This window comes from Streptomyces sp. NPDC050658, from assembly GCF_044457025.1.
In the GTDB taxonomy this organism is placed as follows: Bacteria; Actinomycetota; Actinomycetes; order Streptomycetales; family Streptomycetaceae; genus Streptomyces.
In genome coordinates this window covers 623,256-647,517 of sequence record NZ_JBITGM010000002.1, presented here as the reverse complement: position 1 = coordinate 647,517, position 24,262 = coordinate 623,256, and the positions used below count along the sequence as shown (strand labels likewise).

16 protein-coding genes are annotated in these 24,262 nt (G+C 71.6%); 7 read left to right on the top strand and 9 right to left on the bottom strand.

The annotated features are described in order from the left end of the window. Positions 1-9 precede the first annotated feature (9 nt). On the bottom strand, positions 10-1,800 hold the full coding sequence (locus ACIBKX_RS09745; RefSeq protein ID WP_363271332.1) for an FAD-dependent oxidoreductase: 1,791 nt from the start codon (positions 1,798-1,800) through the stop codon (positions 10-12). A gap of 209 nt (positions 1,801-2,009) precedes the next feature. Further along, a complete protein-coding gene (locus ACIBKX_RS09740) occupies positions 2,010-3,071 on the bottom strand; it encodes an ATP-dependent DNA ligase (RefSeq protein WP_363271331.1) in 1,062 nt (353 codons plus the stop codon). 73 nt (positions 3,072-3,144) lie between these two features. Here ACIBKX_RS09740 and ligD point away from each other — a divergent pair, with 73 nt between their 5' ends. Further along, a complete protein-coding gene (gene ligD / locus ACIBKX_RS09735) occupies positions 3,145-4,158 on the top strand; it encodes a non-homologous end-joining DNA ligase (protein ID WP_363271330.1) in 1,014 nt (337 codons plus the stop codon). 75 nt (positions 4,159-4,233) lie between these two features. Here the strand turns inward: ligD and ACIBKX_RS09730 are convergent, their stop codons facing one another. The 3 genes from ACIBKX_RS09730 to ACIBKX_RS09720 form a co-directional block, all read right to left on the bottom strand. After that, positions 4,234-6,354: a HEAT repeat domain-containing protein gene (locus ACIBKX_RS09730; protein ID WP_363271329.1), complete on the bottom strand. Its 2,121-nt coding sequence runs from the start codon at positions 6,352-6,354 to the stop codon at positions 4,234-4,236. Positions 6,355-6,470: 116 nt separating this feature from the next. Beyond that, positions 6,471-8,666, bottom strand: a complete 2,196-nt coding sequence (locus tag ACIBKX_RS09725; RefSeq protein ID WP_363271328.1) for an OmpL47-type beta-barrel domain-containing protein — start codon at positions 8,664-8,666, stop codon at positions 6,471-6,473. Then, on the bottom strand, positions 8,663-11,191 hold the full coding sequence (locus ACIBKX_RS09720; protein ID WP_399375717.1) for a ThuA domain-containing protein: 2,529 nt from the start codon (positions 11,189-11,191) through the stop codon (positions 8,663-8,665). Before ACIBKX_RS09720 ends, ACIBKX_RS09725 begins: the two co-directional genes overlap by 4 nt. Positions 11,192-11,390: 199 nt before the next feature. Here ACIBKX_RS09720 and ACIBKX_RS09715 point away from each other — a divergent pair, with 199 nt between their 5' ends. Further along, positions 11,391-12,371 (top strand): multicopper oxidase domain-containing protein, encoded by a 981-nt coding sequence (locus tag ACIBKX_RS09715; protein WP_363271327.1) that lies wholly within the window; start codon positions 11,391-11,393, stop codon positions 12,369-12,371. Positions 12,372-12,640: 269 nt separating this feature from the next. Here the strand turns inward: ACIBKX_RS09715 and ACIBKX_RS09710 are convergent, their stop codons facing one another. After that, positions 12,641-14,119, bottom strand: a complete 1,479-nt coding sequence (locus tag ACIBKX_RS09710; RefSeq protein WP_363271326.1) for a hypothetical protein — start codon at positions 14,117-14,119, stop codon at positions 12,641-12,643. Positions 14,120-14,315: 196 nt separating this feature from the next. Between ACIBKX_RS09710 and ACIBKX_RS09705 the strand changes: the two genes are divergently transcribed. Both ACIBKX_RS09705 and ACIBKX_RS09700 read left to right on the top strand, forming a co-directional pair. After that, entirely contained in the window at positions 14,316-15,905 is a 1,590-nt protein-coding gene (locus tag ACIBKX_RS09705; protein WP_363271325.1) for a GMC family oxidoreductase N-terminal domain-containing protein, read from the top strand. Positions 15,906-15,989: 84 nt separating this feature from the next. Then, a complete protein-coding gene (locus ACIBKX_RS09700) occupies positions 15,990-17,009 on the top strand; it encodes a LacI family DNA-binding transcriptional regulator (RefSeq protein WP_363271324.1) in 1,020 nt (339 codons plus the stop codon). 27 nt (positions 17,010-17,036) lie between these two features. Here ACIBKX_RS09700 and ACIBKX_RS09695 read toward each other — a convergent pair whose 3' ends face one another. Then, positions 17,037-17,474 carry a DUF4267 domain-containing protein gene (locus ACIBKX_RS09695; RefSeq protein ID WP_363271323.1) on the bottom strand — a complete coding sequence of 146 codons (438 nt, stop codon included), beginning with the start codon at positions 17,472-17,474 and terminating at the stop codon, positions 17,037-17,039. A gap of 77 nt (positions 17,475-17,551) precedes the next feature. Then, positions 17,552-18,193: a hemerythrin domain-containing protein gene (locus ACIBKX_RS09690; protein WP_363271322.1), complete on the bottom strand. Its 642-nt coding sequence runs from the start codon at positions 18,191-18,193 to the stop codon at positions 17,552-17,554. A gap of 149 nt (positions 18,194-18,342) precedes the next feature. On the opposite strand from ACIBKX_RS09690, the gene ACIBKX_RS09685 reads away from it, so the two are divergent. After that, a complete protein-coding gene (locus ACIBKX_RS09685; RefSeq protein WP_363271321.1) occupies positions 18,343-21,621 on the top strand; it encodes a BTAD domain-containing putative transcriptional regulator in 3,279 nt (1,092 codons plus the stop codon). On the opposite strand, the gene ACIBKX_RS09680 is transcribed toward ACIBKX_RS09685, so the two are convergent. Then, positions 21,599-22,825 carry a glycoside hydrolase family 64 protein gene (locus ACIBKX_RS09680; RefSeq protein ID WP_363271320.1) on the bottom strand — a complete coding sequence of 409 codons (1,227 nt, stop codon included), beginning with the start codon at positions 22,823-22,825 and terminating at the stop codon, positions 21,599-21,601. The genes ACIBKX_RS09685 and ACIBKX_RS09680 overlap by 23 nt on opposite strands. Before the next feature lie 225 nt (positions 22,826-23,050). Between ACIBKX_RS09680 and ACIBKX_RS09675 the strand changes: the two genes are divergently transcribed. Both ACIBKX_RS09675 and ACIBKX_RS09670 read left to right on the top strand, forming a co-directional pair. Continuing rightward, entirely contained in the window at positions 23,051-23,845 is a 795-nt protein-coding gene (locus ACIBKX_RS09675; protein ID WP_363271319.1) for a VOC family protein, read from the top strand. Between the two features lie 173 nt (positions 23,846-24,018). Then, positions 24,019-24,258 (top strand): WhiB family transcriptional regulator, encoded by a 240-nt coding sequence (locus ACIBKX_RS09670; protein WP_363271318.1) that lies wholly within the window; start codon positions 24,019-24,021, stop codon positions 24,256-24,258. The last annotated feature ends 4 nt before the right edge of the window (positions 24,259-24,262 follow it).

Here is a 24,262-nt window from a genome sequence, read left to right as displayed (position 1 = left end):
GACCTGACTTCAGCCTACGTCGAGGGCGTTCGGCAGGCCGAGCCGATAGCGGGTGCGGTCGTGCCGCTTGAGGAGTTCGATCGCCGGAGCGCGGTACAAGGAGGCCACCGTGCAGGGTTTGGAATCCGAACCCGCCCTCTCCAGGAGTGCGTTGACCGCCTGGCGTGCCGCCGTGTTGGCGCCCTCCATCGTGGCCAGGTCGATCGGCACGGCGACATAGTCGCCCGCCAGATAGAGGTTGGGGATCTTCGTGGCGGCCGACGGGCGGTTGTGGAAGGTGCCGACCGGGTGGATGAGCAGCTCGTCCTCGTTGGTCGGGTTCGGCGTTCCGATGCCGTCGACGCCCGGATCGAGGAACCACGAGTGCAGCTTCGAGTCGCTCAGAACGGTCTTGCCGGTGTCGTTGAGCGCGGCCTTGAGCTGTGCCCACACCTCCTTCGCGACCTCGTCGCGCGTGCACTGCTTGGCCGTCTTGCCGTAGAGGATCCCCGGCTTGTCCCACTCGGAGATGTCCACGGAGAGGCACTCGACCGCGACGCCGTCTCCGTAGTCCGCGGGGAAGTCACGGTCCGGCCAGTGGCCCGCCTGGGCGATTCCGGTCAGCGACCAGGGCGAGTCGATGCAGTTGAAGTGGCCCTTCACGGTCGGCGGACGCTCGGTCAGATAGAACTGGATGCCCGTCATCCAGTCCGTCTCCAGCTTGTCGCAGCGCGCCAGTTGGGGGTCGGCGGCCTTCAGCTCGGCGCTCCACGTCTTGCGCGCGTGCTCCACCGGCATGGCCTGCACATAGTGGTCGGCGGTGATGTCACGGCGTACGCCGTCCGGGTCCTCGACGACCGTCTTGGTGATCCGGCCGCCCGCGAAGCCCAGCTCGCGCACGCTCCAGCCGATCTTGAACTCCACGCCGAGCGACTTCAGATGGGTCACCCACGGGTCGATCCACGCCTCGTTGGTCGGCGCGTTCAGGATGCGGTCCGGCGGGCCGTCCGCGCCCTGGCCGAGGGCGTTGAAGACGAAGGCCTCGCCGAGCGTGCCGACGGTGCGGGTGCTCGCCTCCTCGGCCTTGGTCGCCACGATGTTGCGGGTGACGCCGATCGCGAGGATGCGCTGGTAGTCCTTCGACATCTGCTCGGCGCGCACGAACTCCCACCAGGGCGTCTCCTCCCAGGTGTCGTCTCGGCGCTCGTCGCAGCTGGTCAGGAAGACGAGAGCGCGGTTCACGAAGTACGCGACCTCGTGCGCGGGCAGATTGAAGGCGGTGTCAAGCAGCGCGGTCAGCGCCCGCGCGATGTCTTCCGGGGAGAGCTGCTCCGGCTCGCTGCCCGGCCACGGGATCGGCATGCGGATGTCCTCGCGGCCGGTCCGCGCGAACGACATCTCACGGGGCGCGTCGAGGTTGTCCCAGACGCCGTTCGCGTTCCCGGGGAAGGGGATACGGCGCATGGTGTCGGGGAGGTTGTGATAGATCCCCGGGATGAAGCGGAACCCGTGCTCGGCCGGCAGCGGCTTGCGATTGCCCTTCGCGCTGTCCGGTACGTCCATGCTGCGGGCCTTGCCGCCGAGCGCCCGGCGCTCGTAGACCGTGACCGCGAAGCCGCGCTCGGCCAGCTCATGGGCGGCCGTAAGTCCCGCGACACCACCGCCGAGCACGGCGACCGACTGCCTGGCCGCCGCCCGCGGGGCGCGCGTCCCGGCGGCCGCGGGAAGCGCCGTCACCCCCAGCGCCGCCACACCACCGGTCGCGGCCGCCCCTGCCACAAACGTACGCCGCGTGCTGCCCCCGACTCCCGAGCGCCCCATGTCCCGTCCCCCTTACCGTAGGTAACTCCCGTATCAGGCGCAGGAGCATACGGTCGGGGCCGATGACGCGGAAGCCGCGCGCGGCAGCGGGGTCGAACATTGGCGTGATTGCGTTGCGGGTGCACGGGATCGCGCCGCCGGTCCAACGGGCGTACGGCAGTGAACGGACATGGGGCAGCGATACGAAGGGTGCGTCGAAAAGGGTTCCGCTACCGCAGCACATCCGCGAGGTCGTACCGGACCGGCTCCTCCAGCTGGGTGAACGTGCAGCTGTCGGGGGTGCGGTCCGGGCGCCAGGTGCGGAACCGTGCCGTGTGGCGGAAGCGCTGCCCGCCCTCCATGTGGTCGTACGCGACCTCGCAGACACGCTCGGGGCGCAGTGGCACCCAGGAGAGGTCCTTCTTGCCGGACCAGCGGCTGGGGGCGCCCGGCATCCGGGAGGTGGCGTGCGCGGCATCGTCCGTCCAGGCCGCCCAGGGGTGACCCTCCGCCGACTCCATCCGCAGCGGCTCCAGCTCGTCCACCAGCTCCGCGCGCCGCTGCATGGAGAAGGCCGCGCAGACGCCGACGTGCTGCAGGGTGCCCGCGTCGTCGTACAGGCCGAGGAGGAGCGAGCCGACGATGGGGCCGCTCTTGTGGAAGCGGTAGCCCGCGACCACGCAGTCCGCCGTGCGCTCGTGCTTGATCTTGAACATGAGGCGTTCGTTCTGCCGGTAGCGCAGGTCGAGCGGCTTGGCGATGACACCGTCCAGGCCCGCGCCCTCGTACTGCTCGAACCACTTCCGCGCCAGCTCCGGGTCCGTGGTGGCGGGCGCGAGGTGGACGGGGGCCGTCACGCCCGCAAGGGCCTCGGCCAGCCGCGTACGCCGGTCGGTGAGGGGCGTGTCCAGCAGCGCCTCGTCGTCCAGGGCCAGCAGGTCGAAGGCCACGAACGAGGCCGGAGTCCGTTCCGAGAGCGTCCGTACGCGGGATGCGGCGGGGTGGATGCGTTCCGTGAGGGCGTCGAAGTCGAGCCGGCCGTCCCGCGCGATGACGATCTCGCCGTCGAGCACACAGCGGTCCGGAAGCCGCGCGAGCAGCGCCTCGACCAGTTCGGGAAAGTAGCGGGTGAGCGGCTTCCCCGTGCGGCTGCCGATCTCCAGCTCCGCCCCGTCCCGGAAGATGATCGCGCGGAAGCCGTCCCACTTGGCCTCGTACTGCATGCCCTGCGGAATCCTCGCCACGGGCTTGGCGAGCATGGGCTTGACGGGCGGCATGACCGGCAGATCCATGGCTTGATTGTGGACCGGTATGTCGCATGACGCCCGGTATGCGGTGTCAGCCCCGCGGGCCTAGCGTGACCGCATGGGTGGAAAAGCGGTGGAGCTCGACGCGGGTGGGCGGACGGTGCGGCTCTCCAGCCCGGACAAGGTCGTCTTTCCGGAGCCGGGATTCACCAAGCTGGACGTCGCCCAGTACTTCCTCGCGGTCGGCGACGGGATCGTGCGCGCCCTGCGGGACCGCCCCACGACGCTCCAGCGCTTCCCGGACGGCGTCACCGGCGAGTACTTCTACCAGAAGCGCGCCCCCAAGAACCTCCCCGACTGGATCCCCACCGGCACCATCGCCTTCCCCAGCGGACGCACCGCCGACGAGATCTGCCCCACCGAGATCGCCGCCGTGGTCTGGGCCGCGCAGTTCAACACCCTCACCTTCCATCCCTGGCCGGTACGCCGCGACAACCCCGACCACCCCGACGAACTCCGCATCGACCTCGACCCGCAGCCCGGCACGGACTACGCGGACGCGGTGCGCGCCGCCCATGAACTCCGGGCAGTGCTGGACGAGTTCGGCCTCCAAGGGTGGCCCAAGACGTCCGGCGGGCGCGGCATCCACGTCTTCGTGCCGATCGAGCCCCGCTGGAACTTCACCGGCGTACGACGTGCGGTCATCGCCTGCGGACGCGAGCTGGAGCGGCGCATGCCGGACGCGGTCACCACCGCCTGGTGGAAGGAGGAGCGCGGCGAGCGGATCTTCGTCGACTTCAACCAGACCGCCCGCGACCGCACCATCGCCTCCGCCTACTCGATCCGGCCCCGGCCGAACGCCGCAGTGTCGGCGCCCCTGCGCTGGGACGAGATCGACGACGCCGTCCCGCAGGATTTCGACATCGGCACGATGCCGCACCGGTATGCCCAAGTGGGCGATGTGCACGCCGACATGGAGAAGCACGCCTTCTCGCTCGACGCGCTCCTGGAGCAGGCCGACCGGGACGAGCACGACCGGGGTCTCGGCGACATGCCGTATCCGCCCGAGTACCCGAAGATGCCGGGCGAACCGAAGCGGGTGCAGCCGAGCCGGGCCAAGCACGAGGAGTGACCGGCCGGGAGGTCGGTCAGCCCGTGCCCTCTTGCGTCAGCCGTGCTCTCCTGCGTCAGGCCGTGCCCTCCTGTGTCAGCCCTCGCCCTCCTGCGTCAGCCGGTCGGCGATGCGGCGGCACCTGCTCAGCAGGAGCTCGTCATCGGCGATCGCGTGGCGCATGATGCCGGGTGAGCCGTCGTTGTTGTGGCGGCGGGTGGCGGCCAGCTCCGCGCGTACCAGCGGGAGGGCCGGTATCGCCTCCGTGCCCATCCGGTCCAGGCACGCGGCGATCGCCGGACGGTCGCCGGGCCGGCCCGTCCACTGGGCCAGGAAGGCCGGAAGGACCTCGGCGGCCTCGCCCCGCACCTTCCACAGCGCGATCGTCGCCTCCAGGGAACCCCCGGCTGCGGCCAGTTCCCGCAGCCGGGGCACGACTTCCGCGGCCTCCGGGCCGAGCGACCCGGCGATGCGCAGGGCGAGGCTCCGGTTGGACTGACGGTCCCCGGCCAGGGCCTCGCGCAGGACGGGCAGGACGCGCTCGGTCTCGCCCGTCACCGCGCGCAGCGCGTCGGCCGCCTCAAGACGGTGGCTGACGGTGTGGGAGCCGTCGGACACCAGCTCGCGCAGATACGGGGCGACGTCGTCCGCCGCTGCCCGCCCGTACCGGACGAGTGCCCGCAGCGCGGGCCACTGGGACTGCGCCCCGTGGTGGTCCCGCAGGACGCCGACGACCAGCGGCAGGGATTCGGCCAGGTGCAGGCCGCCGATGGCCGTGACCAGGCGGGAGGAGTCCCTCCGGGCGTCGTCCGGGCCCAGGGACGTCAGCCTGTGGTGCAGCACCGGCGCGAGGGGCGCCGCCGCCGGGCCGATCGCCCTGACCCACCGGGGCAGGTCCTCGGGGACGTCGCCGCCGCTCTCCAGGGCGGCGGCCAGATGGGGCACGACCCGCCCGTCGCCCTGCAGGGCCAGCGCCTTGACCGCACCGCCGAACAGCGAGGTCTCCCAGTCCTCCGGGCTCCACTCGTCCTCCCACTCGGCGAGGGCCGCGTCCAGCACGTTCGCCGTGACCCGGGCGATGGGAGCCGCGTACGCCAACTGGCGCAACGCGGCCCTGGACAGCCGCTCATCGCGCTCGACGAGCTGCCGCGCGAGCAGCGCGACCAGGAGGTCGTCCGGCGCGCGCCAGCCGCTCAGCAGGCGCCCGCCCATCTCGACCGCGGCCATGCGCTGTCCCCAGTCGGGGCTGCACAGCTGGTGGTTGAGCAGCTCGAACCGAGGGGTCGTCGCGTCGCCGAGCGCGTCGTGCAGGTCCGCCAGCAGGTCGTCGGCCAGGCTCGCGTCGATACGCGCGCGGCGCTCGGCCTCCAGGTCCCTGAGATGGGACAGCAGCGTGTCCGTGCGCGGCCGTTCGGGGGCGGCGGCAGTGGCCTCGGACGTCCCCTTGGTCTCGTACGCGATCCGCATCACCTCCGTGGCGATGTCGACGCAGTCCTGCGGCAGTTGGCCGGGAGCGCACCGGGCCAGCTGCGCCAGGACCGTCAGCCGCAGCTCCGGATCGGCGGTGCCGGACGAGATCACGTCGCGCAGACAGGCGCCGGCCTCCGCGCCGAGCGACGGCGTGTGACGGGTGCCCAGCACGCCGATGGCCCGCACCAGAGAACGTACGACCTCTGCCTCCTCCTCCATGGCCATCCGCCCACGCAGTGCGGCAAACACCCGCACGGGGTCGTCGTGCAGGTGGACCAGTGCCCCCGGAATCACCTCGCGCAGGCCCGGATCGGGGTCCGCGAGGCGCTCCAGGAAGAACTCGGCCCGCCCCCGGACCGTGGCACTGGCCGTGAGGAAGTTCGCGACCCAGGCCGCGTCCTCCTCCTCGTCCTCGAAGAGGCCGCCGATCTCCTCGGGATCGGGGTCCTCCTCGCCCGCGATGCTGCACAGCAGCTCCACCAGGGCACCCCGGTCGGCGACCGACGTGTCGGCGACGAGATCGAAGAGGAACGGGAGGCAGGCGACCGTGGAGTCGTAGACATCGCCCTGGTGATGCACCGCGCCGTACATCCCGTCGAGGGCTGTGTCCCGCTCGGCCGGGTCCGCCGATGCCAGGTCCCGCAGGAGCCGCGGCACGTCCGACGCGTCTCCGTAGGCATGCACCATCGACGCCCAGTCGATGTCGTCGATCCCCGTCGTCGCTCCCGCTGCCCCCGTGGTGGCCATCCCTGTTCCCCCGTGCTCGGTTCCGTTGATCAAAAGCATGCCGCACGCCACTGACAACGGCCCCCGCGCCCCTGGTCGGGGTGCGGGGGCCGAAGCCGGTGACCGATGCCGGGTGGCTACAGCTCCTTGATCCTGATGTCCCGGTACGAGATCACATCGGTGACCCCGTGCACCTGGAGCCCGACATGGCCGGACGCGAACCGGCGCCCGTCCGTGCCGGGGTCGTCGCCGCGCGGCGGGACGAAGTCCTGGCCGCCCGTGTTGTCGAACTCGTTGATCAGGACGCCGTTGCGGTAGACCGAGTAGTGCTGGTCCACCACCCGGATCTCGTAGTCGTTCCACGTGCCCTTCGGAGTGACGCCGGCGCCGCCGAGGCCCACCCGGTCGAAGCCGTAGACCGACCCCGTCTTGTACATGTCGCCGTCAGGCCGGTCCAGCACCTGTACCTCGTGCCCGTACTTGATGGCGACCCACTCCGGGCGCGGCTCCTCCGGGTGGTCGTGGACCTGCGGGAAGCGCACGAACACACCCGCGTTGGCATTGCCGTTGCCCGGTGCGTCGTCCCGCCACTGGAGCTTCAGCGAGAAGTCGCCGTACTTGCGCTCCGGGAACCACAGCATGCCCATGCCCGCCACGGAGGTGCTGCTGGTGATCGAACCGTCGCCGTTCAGGCCGAACTTGCCGCCGCCGACCTGCTCCCACTTGTCCAGCGACTCCTGGGTGCCGTCGAAGATCTTGCGGTAGCCCTCGGTCTGGCCCGGCTTGCCGATGCCGGACTGCTTCGCCGCGCGGTTGATCTTGTTGTACTCGCGCTGGTCGATCTCACCGGCCCTCAGAAGCTTGTCGGTGACGCTCTTGACGTGCTTCAGGAAGAGCGCGTGCGACGTCCACTCCTTCTCGTCCTCGATCAACTCGTTGATCCGGCACCGGTTGTTCGTGACCCGGTTCGGGATGCCCGTGTCGACCGTGCCGACGAACACCGTCAACCGCTCGTCGAACTCGGGGCAGTTGGGCGCCGGGACGCCGCCGCCCTCCGCGACGGTGAAGGAGGCGTTCTTCGCCTCCGCCACATTGCCGGCCTTGTCGCTCGCCCGGTACGCCACGGTGTGCCGCCCCACGCGGTCGACGACGACCGGATCGGCGTACGCGAGATAGGGGCCGCCGTCCAGCGAGTACTCGATCTTGTCGACCCCGGAGTCGGCGTCGGTCGCCGTGACCGTCACCTTCGCCTTGCCGAGGTAGGCGCCGTCCGAGTCCTTGTCGCCCTCGACCTTCGCGGTGGTCTCCGGCGGCGTCTTGTCCTCGACCGGCGGCGCGACCACCGTGAACTCGACGGACTTCTCCGCGGCGACGTTGCCGGCCTTGTCGGCGGCGCGGTAGCGGACCTTGTGCGCGCCCGTCTCGTGCACCATCACGGGCGCCGTGTACGTCGTCCAGGCGCCGTCCCCGATCGCGTACTCGATCTTGTTGACGCCGGAGCCGGTGTCGGACGCCGTCACCGTGACCGTCGCCATCCCGATGTACTGACCCTGGTCGTTCTTCTCGCCGGTCACCGTCGCCGAGGTCTCCGGCGGGGTCTTGTCGTCGGTCGACGGCGGGACGACCGTGAAGTCGACGGCCTTCTCCGCCGCCACGTTGCCCGCCTTGTCGCTCGCCCGGTAGCGGATCTTGTGGGTGCCGACCTGGTTCACGACCACGGGCGCCGTGTACGGCTGCCAGGCGCCGTCCGCGCCGACCGCGTACTCGACCTTGTCGACCCCGGAGCCCGCGTCGGTCGCCGTCACCGCGACGGTCGCCGAACCGACGTACGCGCCATCGGAGTTGGTCTGTCCCTCCACCTTCGCCGAGGTCTCCGGAGCCGTGGTGTCCGCGCCGCCGCCGTCGGTCACGACGAGGATGCCCTGCATCGACTCGTGGCCGGGGATCGTGCAGTGGTAGCGGTAACGGCCGGGCGTCAGCGTCACCTCGGCGGTGTGCTTGCCGCCCTGGTCGTCGTTCGGGTTGGCCAGGATGTTCAGCGGTACGTCGTTGTTGTACTCGGGGTCGGAGACGTCGAACGTCAGCGTGTGCGGCATGCCCGTGTCGTTGCCGGTCGCCGCGCTGTTCTCGAAGACGATCGTCGTCTTGCCCGCGACCGCTGTGGCGGGCGCGGACGCGTACTTGGTGATGTCGTTGTTCGCGGTCCAGGTCAGCGTCTGGTCCGCGAGGCCCGCGTTGTCGGGCCGCCCGTAGGCCGCCGTCGACGTCAGGCCGAGCACCATCAGGAGCGACGCGAGCAGCGCCGTCCAGAGTCTTCGCCTGCGTACCGTCATCCGGCCCTCCTCGCGAGGTCGTCGGCGGCCGGGGTCGGCGCGCCGCCCTGATAAGTGACCCGCCACAGCGCCGACTTGGCGTCCGAGGTGAAGAAGCCGCGGCCGTAGTCGAGCACGTACAGCGAACCGTCGGGCGCGAACCTCCAGTCCATGAGGTTCTTGATGCCGTCGTTGCCGATCGGGATGATCTTCTTCAGGGACTCGGCGTGCGTCGGGAGCCCGCCGCCGCCGACCGTCTTCGGGTCGGTCAGCACCGCGTGCCGCGGCTGGTCGGAGTCGTAGAAATCGCCGACGAACCACTTCCCGTCCCAGTACGAGGGCCACTTGTCGGCGCTCGTGTTCGCCGCGTCGTAGCGGTAGACCGGGCCGTTCATCGTGGCCTGGCCGCCGCCCTTGAGCCACGGCAGGAGCTGCTTCTGCTCCTCGTTCTTGTAGCTCGGGACGCCGTTGGCGTCGCGCGGGTAGTCGATGCCGCCGCCCTGCGGCGAGTACCAGATGTTGTTGGGCTCGGCCGGCGGGATGTTCACCAGGCCGTCGTTGTTGGGCGACTCGTTCTTGAGGTTCTTGCAGTCGTACCAGCCCAGCGGTTTTGTCGGGTCGGGCAGATTGCGGTCCCGGTAGGGCTGGTTGTTGCCCATGCAGTACGGCCAGCCGCGGTTGGAGGCGTGGGTGATCGCGGCGAACGTGTCGTACTTCGCCGGGCCCCAAGTCGTCGACGGCTGACCGGCGTCGGGGCCGACCCAGCCCGCGTACAGGGTGTCGGTCTGCTTGTCGATCGAGATGCGCGCCGGGTTCCTGACGCCCATCACGTAGATCTCGCCGCGCGTCTTGCCGCCGCCCTCGTCCGGCTCCTTGCCGGTGAAGAGGTTGCCCTCGGGGAGCGTGTACGTCCCGTCGGCCTCCGGGTGGATGCGCAGGATCTTGCCGTTGAGGTTGTTGGTGTTGCCCGCGGTGCGGCGCGCGTCGGCGAACGAGACGCCCTTGAAGTTGGGCTGCGGGTTGTTGCCGGAGTAACCGTCGCTGAACCGCGAGGAGTTGTTGTCACCGGTCGCGATGTAGAGATTGCCCTTGGAGTCCCAGGCCATCCCGCCGCCCGCGTGGCAGCAACTGTGAATCTGCACCGGCCACTTGAGAAGGACCTTCTCGCTGTTCAGGTCCAGCTTGTTGGTGGCCTGGTCGAGCGTGAAGCGGGAGACGTACCGCTCGCCCATGTGCGTGTCGCGGTTGATCTTCGAGTGGGGCGTGTAGTGCAGATACACCCACCCGTTCTCACTGAACTTCGGGTCCAGCTCGATGCCCAGCAGGCCCTCTTCGACCTTGATCAGCTCATCTCCGCCGCCCTTGTTGCCGAAGACCGTCAGCGCGCCCGCGAGGGTCACCTTCTTGGTCTTCGGGTCGTAGACGTGGATCTCGCCCTTGCCCTTGCCGATGTCCGGGTTGTTCCAGTCGGTGACGACCGGCTGCGAGGAGTCGGCGCCGCCGCGGCCGATGTAGAGGACCCGGCCGTCGGGGGCCGTGACCAGGCCGTGCGGCTCGCCGATCTGGTCGTTCTGGCCCGGCTGGTTGGCCTGGGTCAGCCGCTCCGCCTTGTAGTTGGCGTTGATCGCCGCCTTGCAGTCGGCACGCGCGATGCGGGTCGTCCAGAGCAGGGCGCCGCGCAGGTGCTGCCGGAAGTCGGTCTCGTCGTAGGAGTCGGCCGTGCCGCCCATGCCGGTGTAGAAGGAGCGCCCGCCGTCGTAGTCGCGGCACCAGGACACCGGGTGGTCCCAGCCGTTCTTGCTCTCGCCCGGCTGGTACGTCGCCTCGCGCACGCGGGCCACCGTGTGCACGTCGCCGGACGGGTTCTTCGTCCAGTTCAGCCACCGGTCGGGGCGTTTCCACTGGAGCGGCAGGTCCTTGGCGGCGGGGTGCTGCCGGTCGCCCACCTCAACGGTCGCACGCTGTACGTCCGTCGGGCTGGAGTCGGCGGGACGGGCACCGATCAGGCCGGTGAACCAGGTCGAGTACGGCTCGGCGCGGGCCGCGTCATGGATGCCGAGGAAGCCGCCGCCCGCCTCCATGTACGCCTCCAGACCCGCCTCCTGCTCGGGGTCGAGGACGTCGCCGCCGCCGGTCAGGAAGGCGACCGCGTTGAACTTGCCGAGCTTGGCCTCGTTGGTGAAGACCGCCGGGTCGTCCGTCGCCTCGATCCTGAACCGCTGGGCGGCCGGGCCCGATTGGCCGATCTTCTCGATGGCCGCGATGCCCGCGTTGACCACGGGGGACTCGTCGCCGCCCGCCGCCGATCCGTGGAAGACCAGGACGCGGACGTTCGCCCCGCCGGGCGGCGAGGGGAGAGACATCGTTGTCAACGGCGGTTCCGGGTACGGCCGCGCGGTCGCGGCCTGTGCGGAGAGCGCGCCGGTGACCAGGGCCCCGGAGAGCAGGGCGGCGGCCCAGGCCCGGTGCGAGCGTCGTCTTCCGCGATCCCTGCGTCTGCTCAACCCTCGTATGCCCAAGGGTTTTTGATGCGGTGTGAGCCGCATGAGTACACCCACCCCTCGTCGGTCACAGCAACAGCGCCGATGAAGCTAGACCTCTTTTCGTCACTCGCCAATAGGTATGACCGCAAGAGCGCGAACTTTGTCCTGAGTGTGGATAAACGAAGATTCCCCCAGTACCGTGTGGCCGTCCCGGGGGCAACCGCTGCCCCGTCAGCCTCCGTACCGCAGTGGGGAGTTCGGCATGGACAGACGGAGCTTCAACCGACGGATGCTGGTGGGCGGCGTGGCCGCGACGGCCGGGGTGACATCGTTGTCGATGGCCACGGCGCCCGAGGCGAGCACGGCCGAGGGGCCGAAGACCGCGCCGGCCGGCGGCGAGGTCAAGCGCATCAAGATGTACGCGGAGAAGCTTCCCGACGGGCAGATGGGCTACGGCCTGGAGAAGGGCAAGGCGACCATCCCCGGCCCGCTCATCGAACTCAACGAGGGCGACACACTGCACATCGAGTTCGAGAACACGATGGACGTGAACGCGAGCCTGCACGTCCACGGCATGGACTACGAGATCTCCAGCGACGGCACCAAGCACACCAAGAGCGACGTCGAGCCCGGCGGCAAACGCACGTACACCTGGCGCACCCACGCGCCCGGCCGCCGCAAGGACGGCACCTGGCGGCCGGGCACGGCGGGCTACTGGCACTACCACGACCACGTCGTCGGCACCGATCACGGCACCGGCGGACTGCGCAAGGGGCTCTACGGCCCGCTGATCGTGCGGCGCAAGGGCGATCTGCTCCCGGACAAGACCTTCACCATCGTCTTCAACGACATGACGATCAACAACAAGCCGGGTCACCAGAGCCCCAACTTCGAGGCCACGGTGGGCGATCGGGTGGAGTTCGTCTCGATCACGCACGGCGAGTACTACCACACGTTCCACATCCACGGTCACCGCTGGGCGGACAACCGCACGGGCCTGCTCACCGGCCCCGACGACCCCAGCCAGATCCTCGACGACAAGATCACCGGGCCGGGGGACTCGTTCGGCTTCCAGGTGATCGCGGGGGAGGGCGTCGGGGCGGGCGCCTGGATGTACCACTGCCATGTGCAGAGCCACTCGGACATGGGGATGGTCGGCCTCTTCCTGGTGAAGAAGGCGGACGGGACGATCCCGGACTACGAGCCGCATCACGCCGCGAAGAGCGAGGGGCACGAGCACTAGGACCTGTCCGGCGGATCTTGCCCGGGACGCGGCGGCCTGGCAAGCGGTGGCCCGGCACGCGCAGCTGCGGCGTTGTCGTCCATCACCATCGCTGTCGTCCATCACCGTCGCTCCGCGATGCCTCGATCCGCCGCCTTGCAGCTGCACGCACCAGACCACCGCTCACCGGCACAGACAAGACACCGCCCACAGGCAGTCGGCCAGATCCGCCGGACAGGCCCTGGCGGAAGCCGGCGGCGGCAGGCGGGACCGACGCCGCCGGACGGGAACTAGGCGGCCTCCCGCACCGCGTCCAGCAGCTCGGCGAGCATCTCCTCGCGGTCCGCGACGTCCGGGAACGCGCCGGTGTCCGCGCAGCGGTCCGCCCAACGGGAGGCGGCCAGCCGCTCCAGCCGTTCGGCGAGTCCGGGCCGGATGTCGGACGGGAGCCGGAAACCGTCGGCCAGGGCGGCGATCTTGAACGCCGTGATGAAGTGCCAGTGCATGTCGGGGTTCTCGAACTCGCGCAGCAGCCAGTCGTACGCGTCCGGGGTGCCCTGCCGCAGCGCGTCCCGCATGCTCTGCGCCCGGATCTCCGCGACGGGCGACTGCGCGTACCGGCGCAGGGCGTCACCGGCGGCTTGCGCGTTGGCCTTGTCGGCGCACCGCATGCCCGCGAGGCTCCCGGCGGTCATCCAGCGCACGCCGTCCTCGGGATCGTGGTCGAGGACGTCGATCAGGGCCCGCACCACGCGGCCTTCCTCCGGGCCGCCCACCGCGAGCTCCTCAAGGCCGGTGGCGGCCCCGGTGCGCACGCGTTCGTCGGCGTGGCCCAGGCAGTCGAGGAAGAGCGGCAGCGGCGGATCGGTCAGCGGCACGGACCGGTGCAGCGAGTCGTAGCAGTCCAGGACCTGGCTCAGCGCGAAGGGCTCCAGGTCCCGCGCGACCAGTCCGTCGAGCGTCGCGCGCACCGCGTCATAACGCAGTACGTGGTTGAGGTTCAGGAGATGGGCGAGCGCCTCGACACCGAGCGTGACCCGCCGGGGCTCGCCGGTGGCGCACTGGGCGACGGCCTCGTCGATCTCCAGCCCGATCCGCGGCCAGTCCGTCCAGGACGGCTCGGCGGGGCCCTGCGCGAGGGGGACGAGCAGCTCGGCCCGCGCCTTGCTGTTCGGCTCCGTGGCCAGCGCCTCCTCCAGCGTCGCCCGCGTCCTGGCCCGCAGCCGCTCGGCCTCGGACTCCGGCAGCGGTGTGGCCCGGCGCAGCACCACGCAGGCCAGCATCACACCGACGCCGAACTGCATCTCGTACGCGACACTGTCCGGCCGCCCGGCCCCGGTGATCCCCTGTGCCGTCCAGCCGAGCTCCCGGAGCTGGCCGAGCCGGTCACGCGCGTCCTCCCGCAGGTCGGCGGAGACCTCGTGCGGGGCCGCGGGGCCGCCGAGTTCGGCCACGAGGGCCGTCCACTGGCGCACGAAACTCTCGGGGTCCGCCAGATTCGCGGTGAAGACCGCCTCCGCCCGGCGGCGCAGCTCCCGGTCGCGCCAGAGCGCGTCGGCGAAGCCGCCCGCCATCGACGTGAAGGGCTCCTCGGTGGCCGTCTCGCGCTCCATCGCGAGGGCCAACTCGCAGAGAGCCCACGCGGGTTGGGCGCGCTCGGCCGCTTCGACGGCCGCCTTGCCGCGGACATCCGGGTCCGCGTCCCACAGCGCGGCGGCCAACTCCTCGTGCAGCTCGGCCTGCTTGCGCGCTCGCCAATTCTTGAACATGCACTGCAGCGTAGGCGGCGCCCCCGCGTGGGCCGGAGACGGGCTTGTGGAGATCCTGTAGGACACATCTTTCGGCGCGCCAACCCTTTCCCCGGAGGAGCGCGTTGGGTGTACTCCTTGTACGGATCATCCCTGCGCCACCCCGCACGTCGTCCTGTACGCACGCCGCCGCGAACCGTCCCCCGAGGGAGCCGAGTTGAGCAAGGACAGCGAGTACGACTACGTCATCGTCGGAGCCGGATCAGCGGGGTGCGTGCTGGCCGCGCGGCTCTCGGAGAATCCCGCGACGCGGGTGGCGCTCGTCGAGTCCGGGCCGCGCGACCGCAAGCCCGAGATCCGGATTCCGGCCGCCTTCCCGAAACTCTTCAAGACGCCGTACGACTGGAACTACTCCACCACCAAGCAGTCCGCCCTCGACGGCCGCGAACTCTTCTGGCCGCGCGGCCACACCCTCGGCGGTTCGTCCTCGATGAACGCCATGATGTGGGTGCGCGGACACCGCGACGACTACGACGCCTGGGGCGCGGCCGCGGGGGAGGAGTGGTCCTACGCCCAGTTCGAACGCTACTTCCGGCGGGCCGAACGGTGGGCGGGTCCGGCGGGCGCCTCCAGCGTCCACGGGACCGACGGGCCGCTCTGGATCTCGCCGCTGCGTCAGCCCAACCCGACCACGGCCGCGTTCCTCGACGCCTGCCGTGACGCGGGCCTGACCGAACTGCCCGAGCTGAACGGCCCCGACAACGGCGGTTTCGCGCCCACCCCGGTCAACCAGCGGGCGGGCCGCCGCTGGAGCGCCGCCGACGGATATCTGCGGCCCGCCCTCCGCCGCCGCAACCTCCACGTCCTCACCGGCGCGCGCGTCCGCAGGCTCGACTTCGACGGGACACGCGTCGCCGGCGTGGTCGCCGACGGCGTGGCCGGCAAGCTGATCGCCCGCCGCGAGGTGATCCTCTGCGCGGGCGCCATCGGCTCGCCGCAGCTGCTCCTGGCGTCCGGCGTCGGCGACCCGGACGAGCTGGCCAGGGCGGGCATCGACACCCGCGTCGCCGCACCGGACGTGGGCCGTCACCTCCAGGACCACCTCGTCTACACGGTCACCGTGCGCTGCCCGCGCCCCGTCACGCTGACCGGGGCCGATTCCCTCGCCAACGTGGGCCGCTTCCTGCTTGCCGGGCGCGGCCCCCTCACGTCGAACGTCGGCGAGGCCGTCGCCTTCATCCGGACCAGGCCCGAACTGGCCGCCCCCGACGTCGAGTTGATCTACGCGCCCGTCCCGTTCGTCAACCACGGTCTCGAACCGCCCACCGAGCACGGCATCACGATCGGCGTGGTCCTCCTCCAGCCGCAGAGCGAGGGCCGGATCACGCCGACCGGTCCGGGGGTCTCCTCGCCGCCGCGCATCGACCCCGACTACCTGGCGACGCAGGCCGACGTCGACACCCTCGTCGCCGGTGTACGCCGGGCCGAGGAACTGTTCGCCGGCCGCGCACTCGCCCCGCACACGGCCGGACCGATGGGGCCGTACCCCGGCGTCGTCGACGACGAGAGCCTCGCGCGGGCGATCCGGGGCGCCGCCGAGACGCTCTACCACCCGGTCGGCACCTGCCGGATGGGCGACGACGACGGTTCCGTCACCGATCCGGCGCTCCGGGTACGCGGCGTGCAGGCGCTCCGGGTCGTGGACGCCTCGGTGATGCCGCGGATCACCCGCGGTCACACCCACGCCCCCACGGTCGCCATCGCCGAGAAGGCCGCCGAGCTGATCAGGGCGGACGCACGGAAATGAGGGTCGCGGCCGCTGCCGTCCGGTGCGCCGGGCGGCCTTATCCTGACCGGCGGACGATCCGCCGCAGTCCTTGAGGAGCCCCAGGTGACCGAGCCGCCGACGAGCGCAGCCCCGCGCCCCACGCTGGAGGCGGTGGCCGCGCGGGCCGGGGTCTCACGGGCCACGGTGTCCCGTGTCGTCAACGGCGACACGGGGGTGCGGGACGCGCTCGCCGAGAAGGTGCGGCGCGCGGTGGACGAGCTCGGCTATGTGCCGAACCGGGCCGCCCGCAGCCTCGTCACGCGGCGCCACGACGCGGTCGCCGTCGTCATCGCCGAACCGGAGACACGGGTCTTCGCCGACCCGTTCTTCGCGCTGCAGCTGCGGGGCATCAGCAAGGAGCTGACCTCGCGCGACGTGCAGCTGGTGCTGCTCCTGACGGAGGGCCGCGCCGATCATGAGCGGGTCGGCCGCTATCTGTCCGGCGGGCACGTCGACGGGGCGCTGGTCTTCTCCCTGCACCTGGACGATCCGCTGCCCGGCATCATCCAGGGCGCGGGGGTGCCGACGGTGTTCGGCGGCCGTCCGGGGTGGCCCGAGGGGACGGCCACTTCTCCGTACGTCGACTGCGACAACCGCGGGGGTGCGGCGGCGGCCGTCCGCCATCTGACGTCCCTCGGCCGCACGCGCATCGCGCACATCACGGGGCCGCTCGACCAGACGTCGGCGGTGGACCGCCTCGACGGCTACCGGGACGTACTGCCGGACGCGGGCGAGGAGTTGGTCGCCGACGGCGACTTCACCCCGGCGGGCGGCGAGCGGGCGATGCGGACGCTGCTCGACCGCTGCCCCGGCCTGGACGCCGTCTTCGCCGCGAACGACCTGTCGGCGGCGGGTGCGCTGCGGGTGCTGGGGGAGCGGGGGAAGCGGGTCCCGGAGGATGTCGCGGTGGTGGGCTTCGACGACATGCTGCCGGTGGCGGAACAGACGTCGCCGTCGCTGACGACGGTACGTCAGGACATCGAGGAGATGGGCCGGCTGATGGCCCGGATGCTGCTGGCGCGGGGCGGGCCGGAGGAGAGCGTGGTGCTGCCGACCCACCTGGTCCGCAGGGGGTCGGCGTAGCGGCTTCTCCTTCCGGCCCGGCCCGCGTCAGACGCGGGCCGGTTCGGCGGGGGCCGGAGCGGATGCCGGGGCCGCGGTGACCTCGCGGGTCTCGTGCAGGGTCAGCAGGCCGATGACGACCATCGCCACCGCGGTCAGGCCGTGGACGCCGAACGCGGCGGCGGCGGAGCCTCCGTGGGCGAGCACGTTGGCCATGTCGCCGAACGGGATGACGGACTCCGCCAGCATGACCCAGCCCAGTGCGCGGCGCTGACCGGTCAGCAGCAGGACGGCGAGGACCAGGCCGCCCGCGACGTCCCGGATGCCCTTCAGGACGAGGAAGCCGTCGCCGTCTCCGGAGGGCCAGCTCGGCAGGCCGAAGGTCGGCGCCACCGTCTCCGGGCGCAGGATGAACTCCGTACCGAACCAGAGGACGAAGAGGATGCCGGCGGCGGTCAGGGCGGTGTTGACGGTCTTGAGCGACATGGTTGTCTCCTTGCGGGATCAGGTCTGTACGGGATCAGGTCTTGTCGGGGCAGGTCGGGTTCGGGCGCGTGGCCGGGTCAGGCCGCGCGGACGCGGCGGATGCGGCGGGCGTGGCGAGGGCGGCCGAAGACGTGCCAGACGGCGCGTACCGGTGCGGGCAGGACGGAGAGGAGCGTGGCGCGCTCGGCCGGGTCCGCGTCCTCCAGGACGAGGCCGAAGAGCGTGAGCAGGGTGAGCTTGGGCGTACTGGCCACCATGTGGTCGCCCAGGGAGGCCCATTCCTTCTCGGTGAGGTGCTCGGCCGCGAGCGGAAGAAGAGCGGACTCCTCGTCGTCGAGGTGTTCGAGCAGGACCGCCCGGTGATCGGCGAGGACCGCCACGAGGGTGTCGCGCTCGTCGGCTCCGGCGGTGGCCTCCCACGCCGGGACCGCGGCGTCGAGACGGGCCGTCGTGGCCGCGACGCGCTCGTGCTGGACCTCCATGCGCAGGACGACGTCCGCGCCCAGATCGACCCGGGACAGGAGCAGCGGCCACAGCAGCTCGTCCTCCCCCTCGTGGTGGTTCTTCAGTCCGATGCGGTAGTCGCGGAAGTGGTCGGCGATCACCTTGGCGCGAGCGGTGTCACCGGGGGCGACCGCCGCGACGAGTTCCCTCAGCAGCCGCGACTCGCGGCGGAACGCGCGGTGGACGATCTCCATGTCCTGGGTGTCGACGCTCATCTCTTCCTGCCCCTCGTCCGTCGTCCGTCGTCCGGCTTGACGGGTCAAGACTGCTCGCGGGGTTTTGGAGGGCACTTGGAGTCGACGGCGGGCACTTGGAGCCGACTTGGAACGCGCGCGCTGCGGCCGCGCGTACGATGCGTCATGTCATGCTCCTGATACGGGTGTTGGGTTCGTTCGCGGCCGAGGCGGACGGTGAGCCGATCCCCCTCGGCGGACCGCGGCAGCGCGGCGTGCTGGCCCTGCTGGTGGCGGCGCGCGGGCAGGTCGTGCCGGTCGACCGGCTGGTCGAGGACCTGTGGCGCGGCGAACCGCCGTCGCGGGCCCTGGCCTCCCTTCAGGCGTACGTGTCGAACCTGCGCCGCCTCCTTGAACCCGGCCGCCCGCCGCGCACCCCGGCCCGCCTGCTGGTGAGCGCGGCACCCGGATACGCCCTGCGGTTGCCGCCGGGAGCGGTTGACGCGTGGTGCTTCGGGGAACTGCTCGACGAGGCCCGTACGCTCGCCGATCCCCGTGCCGCCCGCGCCCGCCTCGACGAGGCGCTCGCGCTGTGGCGCGGGCCCGCGTTCGCCGAGGTAGCCGACGAGCCGTGGGCCGCGGCCGAGACCGCCCGTCTTGACGAACTGTGCCTGATCGCCCGAGAGTTGCGGATCGCGGCGGGGTTGCGTCTCGGCGACCCCGCGGCGGTGGTGCCCGAGGCGGAGGGCCTCACCCGCGACGCTCCGCTGCGCGAGGAGGGCTGGCGCACGTACGCCCTCGCGCTGTGGGGCAGCGGCCGCCAGGCCGACGCGCTGGACGCGCTCCGCCGCGCCCGCGCCACCTTCGCCGAAGAGCTGGGCCTCGACCCCGGCCCGGACCTGGCGGCCCTGGAACAGGCGATCCTCGCCCAGCGCACGGACGTCCTGCGCGCGGCCGTCCCTCCGTCTCCCGCGGCCTCGCCCACCGCGGACATGCCCCGGCCCCGGGCGACCGCACCGCCCGTGGACGACGGACCCGGCACGACGCCGTTCGTGGGACGGGGGAGCGAGCTCGCGGCGCTGACGGCGGCCGCCGGGGAGGCCGCCGCCCATGGGGCGCGTGTCGCGCTCGTCACCGGCGAAGCGGGACTCGGCAAGTCGACGCTGCTCGACCGTCTCGGCGCGCGACTCGGACGGGCCGGTTGGCTCGTGGCCGCCGGGCGCTGCCCCGAGGTGGACAGTGCGCCGCCCGCGTGGGCGTGGGTCGAGGTGCTGAGGAAGGTCGCCGAAAGTGTGCCGCCGGGGGAGTTCGCGGACGATCTGGCGCCGCTGCTCTCCGACTCGGCGCCGGTGGACGGCGACGCGACGGCCGGGCGGTTCCGGCTGCGGCGGGCCGTGTGGAACTGGCTCGCGGCGGCCGCCGCCGACCGGCCGCTCGCCGTGGTCCTCGACGACCTCCACTGGGCGGACGCCGCCACCCTGGAACTCCTCGGGGGCGGTGTCGGCGTACGGGCCCCGATCCTGGTCGTCGCGGCGTACCGCTCGGACGAGAGCGAGCGCCTCACCGAAACGCTCGGCACCCTCGCCCGCACCGAGCCCCTCCGTCTCGACCTGCCGGGACTGGACGGCGACGCCGTCGCGCAGCTCGTACGCGCCGAGTGCGAGGCCGACGACGCGACCGTGGCCGGGATCGCCGAGCGGACCGGCGGCAACCCCTTCTATGTGCGGGAGAGCGCGCGGCTGCTGACCGGCGAGGGCGCGCTGGTCGCGCTCTCCGAAGTCCCCGAGGGCGTACGGGACGTCCTGCGGCGCCGCCTCGCGAGGCTTCCCGAGCGCGGCGTGTCCGTCCTGCGGCTCGCGGCGGTGGCCGGCCGGGAAAGCTCGGTGGACGTGCTGGTGCGGGCCGCCGACACCGACGAGGACGGCGTCCTCGACGCGCTGGACGCGGGCGTCGTCGCCGGCTTGCTCGACGAGCCCGGACCCGGGCGCGTCCGGTTCGTGCACGCGCTGGTCAGGGACACCCTGGTCGCCGACGTCACCCGCCTGCGGGCCGCCCGGATGCACGCCCGGATCGCCGCCGCCCTGGAAGGCGGCGGGGACGTCGCGGCGCTCGCCCATCACTACGCGCGAGCGGGATCACCGAAGGCCGTCGGCCCTTGTGTGCGGGCAGCCGAGCTCGCCGAGGCGCGCTACGCCCACGACGTGGCGGCCGCCCTCCTCGCCGACGCGGTCGCCCTCTCCGGCGAACCGGACGAGCGCGTGGGCCTGTTCGGCAGACTGCTGCGCGCGCAGATCAGGGCGGGGGCCGTCGCCGCGGCCAGGCAGACGCGCGAACAGGCCGTGGAGTACGCCGAGTCGATCGGCCGCGACGACCTGATGATCGCCGCGTTCATCGCCTGGACCGAGCCCACCCCCTGGCAGGCCCGCACGTACGGCACGGTCGACCGCCCCGTCGTCGACCGCCTCAGCCGCCTGCTCGAGCGGCCCGGCCTCGCCCCCGACGTCCGCTCCAGCCTCCTCACGGCGTACGCCAACGAGCTGGTGGGCGAGGACGATCCGACGGTGATGGCGGCGGCGCGGGAAGCACTCGACCTCACCGCCGATCCCCGCCTCAGGGCCGCGGCGCTCCTGATCCTCGCCGGAGACTCCGGGCGGGACGGGCCAAAGAAGCGGGAGGAGCACGCCCGTGAACTCGCGGAGATCGGCGCCGAGCACGACCTGCCCGTCTACCGCGTGCGGGGCCTGCTGGACCAGGCCGCGCACGCCGCCGCGGCCAACGATCCGGCGACCGTGCGCCGCCTCACCGAGGAGGCGCTCGACCTCGCCCGCGCCTACCGGATGCCGGAGGCGATCAGCGCCGCCGAGATCGCGCTGGCGTCCTTCTCGCTCGTCGAGGGCCGGTTCGCCGACGCCGAGCGCCGCTACGCCGAGGCCACGGCCCGCATGGAACGCGCCGGATCGGTACACGCCGGTTTCGCGGGCCTCGCGCTGGCGACGGTCCGGCTGAACGAGGGCACGCTCGGCGACCACCTGGACGAGGTGCGCGCGCTCCACGAGGCACTCGGCCCCATGGCCGCCGACCTGCTCGCGCTGGCCCTGCACGCCGCGGGCCGCAGCGACGAGGCACGCCGGGCCCGCAGGTCACCGGGCCCGATCCGGCCCGACTTCTTCTTCACGTTCCTGACGAGCCTGCGGGCGATGGCGATCGTCGCGCTGGACGACCGCGACGCCGCCGAGGCGGTCTACGCGGACCTGCTCCCGCACTGTGAAGGCCCCCCGGCCGGTGCCGAGAGCCTGTCGCTCGCGGTGCGCCCGGTCGCCCACACGCTCGGCGAACTCGCCCTGCTCCTCGGCCGTGACGACGAGGCGGCGGCCCACTTCGCCCGGGCCGCCGCGATCGCCGACCGGTGGAACGCCGCGCACTGGTCCGCCGACGCCGCTGCGACCGCTACGCGCCCACGCTCACCGTGAACCTGCGGGGGTTGCCGTCGTGGGCCGCTCCGGAGACGTCCGGTTCGCCGTCGGGGCGTACGTCGTCGTACGGGAACGCGTACCCGATGGGGGAGTTCGCGTGGACGACCCGCGCCCAGTGGTTGGTGACCGCGTCCTTGTAGTAGTCCCCGGCGCCCGCCCCGTTCGGCTGCTCCGGATGCGTCAGCATGATGCTCCGGTTGAAGCCCGCCGCCAGCCGCGCGAGGAGCCCCTTCTTGTCGTCGGAGTCCCCGGGATTGTTGGTGAACGGCCCGTGGTTGCAGGTGAAGATGTCCTTCGACGTGGGCTTCGCGAACGTGTGCCCGCCGTCGAACGTCAGCGTGTCACCGCTCACCCGCCCGGTGAACACGCCCCGGCCGCCCTGGAGGTCGATCTTCAGGTCGGTGCCCCGGTACTTCTCCCACACCTGGTCGACATAGCCGTTCCAGACGTCCCGGAACGGCATCTGCTCGGGCCGGTCGAAGTACGGGGCCATGAGGTTCTGCGGGGAGATGACCCGCAGCACCTTGTCGCCGTCGCCCCGGATCACCAGGTCCCCCCACGGCTGCCCGTCCTTCTCGCCCTGCGCCGCGAGATCCGCCGCGATCTTCTCCACCGCCCCGTCCGGCAGCGGAGCGACCGTGTGCGTGGCGTCGCCCTCCAGGGTCAGTCCGATGGGCAGCGCCGTGACCAGGTCGACGTAGCTGATGTTGGCGTACAACTGCGAAGTGTTGAAGGTGAATTCGCAGAACGACCAAGTACGCCCGTAGTTGGGGTCCTCCTTGGTCGCGAAGGCGGGTTCCACCAGTGAGGGGCCGGGGTTGAGGAAGAAGTCCAGCTTGTCGTCGCGGACGAAGTAGACGCGCGCGCCGTACATATGAGGCAGCGTCAGAACCTTCGGTTCGGACCCCGCGCCGCCGAGCGGAATGGAGCAGTCGACCGGCAGTGGCGTCTGCGGGGCCGAGGGCGAGTCCGGCCGGTAGACCCCGCCGTCCGGCTTCAACAGGACCCAGCGGTCGGTGCCTTCCTCGTGCCCGGTGACGTAGGCCCGCACCTCGCCGGGCAACGACTTGTTCTGGAGGGCGAGTTCACAGGTGGCGGGGGCGGCCTTGGCGTCCGGGCTGAGAAGGCTGCCCCAGGCCGGATAGGTGAGCGCCCCGGCGGCACCGGCTGCGGACGAGAGGAACACGCGACGCGATATCACGGAAGGTCTCCCGGGATGTGGGGTGGGTGTGGGGGGATGTCGTACGTGGGGGGGGGGGCTTGCGGTGGGGACCACTGTCGTGGCGCGGGATTCCGCCGTCAAGAGATGTTGCTGAGAGCGCTCTCAGAAACTTGTTTCCTTCACAAGATGGCGGCCCGCGTGCGTTGTCAGTGGCGGGTGCCAGACTCGGAGGAACGGAAGCGAGCTACGACAAAGGAGTCGATCATGCTCAATACCCGCTTCGTGACGGGCGCCCCCGTATGGGTGGATCTCGGCACTCCGGACCTGGAAAGCGCCCACGCCTTCTATCGCGCGCTCTTCGGCTGGGAGTTCCTGTCCGGTGGCGAAGAGTTCGGTGGATACGGCATGTATCAGGCGGGCGGTCAGACCGTGGCCGGCGCCATGACGGTCCCCGCGGAGGAGGCGCCCCCGTCCTGGACGCTGTACTTCCGGACGCCGGACGCCGACGCGACGAGCAAGGCCGTGGAGCAGGCCGGCGGCAGCGTGCGGTACGAGGCGATGGACGTGGGGGACCTCGGCCGCATGGCCGTCCTCAAGGACGCCCAGGGAGTCACCTTCGCCGTCTGGCAGCCGGGGACGAACAAGGGCCTGGACCTGGTCGAGGCGCCGAACAGCCTCTGCTGGACCGAGCTGTACACACCGGACATCCCCGCGGCCGCCGCGTTCTACGGCTCCGTCTTCGGCTGGGGCACCTCCACGGCCGCCTTCCCCGGCGGTTCGTACACGATGGTGCACCCCGCCGACGGCACGGAGGACGACATGTTCGGCGGCCTGTGGCCGCTGGCCGACGCCCCGGAGGAAGCCGAGGGCGGGGCGTACTGGACTCCGTACTTCCAGGTGACCGACATCGACGCGGTGATCGCCGCGGTGGAGCCCGCCGGTGGCACGGTGCGGGTGCCGCGCATGGACCTGGAGGGCGTCGGCAGCTTCGCCAAGCTCGCCGATCCGTCCGGGGCGCGGTTCGCCCTGATGCAGCCCGAGGCGCCGGGCGAGGGCTGAGCGCATAGGCCGCCCGGTGCCGCCCGGAGACCCCGGGCGGCACCGGACGGGGTTTCACCGCGCCCCGCGTGGGCAAGTCAGAGGGGCCGCCGCAGAACGGCCGAAACGCGCCGTCGCGCCGCGTTGATGATTCGTTGATCGATTGTTTCGCGCCCGCTGCCAGCATCGGCGGCATGCAGATCGACATGACCACCGAACCGGAACTCGCCTGGCAGAAGCAGGCCCTGTGCGCCCAGACCGGTTCCGAGTTCTTCTTCCCCGAACCGGGCAGCTCCGTACGCGAGGCGAAGTACATCTGCCAGCTCTGCGAGATGCGCCCCGCCTGTCTCGAATACGCCCTCGCCAACGACGAGCGGTTCGGCGTCTGGGGCGGCCTCTCCGAGAAGGAACGGCTCAGCCTCCGGCGCAGGTGAGACA